Here is a 580-nt window from a genome sequence, read left to right as displayed (position 1 = left end):
GCCGAAGAGGCCCCCGAGGAGGCCCCCGAGCCGCCCGTACGCGCCGAGACCTCCAGCGGCCCCTCCTCCGATCTCTTCCGCCAGTACCTCCGCGAGATCGGCCGCATCCCGCTGCTGTCCGCCGCCGAGGAAGTGGAGCTCGCGCGCCGCGTCGAGGCGGGCCTGTTCGCCGAGGAGAAGCTGAGCAACACCCCCGACCTCGACACCCAGCTCGCCCACGACTTCGACCAGCTGGTCGTCCTGGGCCGGATGGCCAAGCGCCGCCTGATCGAGGCCAACCTCCGCCTCGTCGTCTCCGTCGCCAAGCGCTATGTCGGCAGAGGTCTGACCATGCTGGACCTGGTGCAGGAGGGCAACCTCGGGCTGATCCGCGCCGTGGAGAAGTTCGACTACGCCCGCGGGTACAAGTTCTCGACGTACGCGACCTGGTGGATCCGCCAGGCCATGTCCCGCGCCCTCGCGGACCAGGCCCGCACGATCCGGGTCCCGGTGCATGTCGTCGAGCTGATCAACCGGGTGGTGCGGGTGCAGCGCCGGATGCTGCAGGAGCGCGGCTACGAGCCCACGCCCGAGGAGGTCG

Annotated in this window: 1 protein-coding gene; it reads left to right on the top strand. The window is 70.7% G+C overall.

The features are described 5' to 3' along the window. Positions 1 to 580: sigma-70 family RNA polymerase sigma factor (locus tag CCN51_RS51895; protein WP_143676246.1), on the top strand; the 580-nt coding region annotated here is incomplete at both ends.

It is taken from the genome of Streptomyces milbemycinicus (genome assembly GCF_002154605.1).
Lineage (GTDB): Bacteria > Actinomycetota > Actinomycetes > Streptomycetales > Streptomycetaceae > Streptomyces > Streptomyces milbemycinicus.
This window is presented reverse-complemented; position numbering and strand designations above follow the sequence as displayed.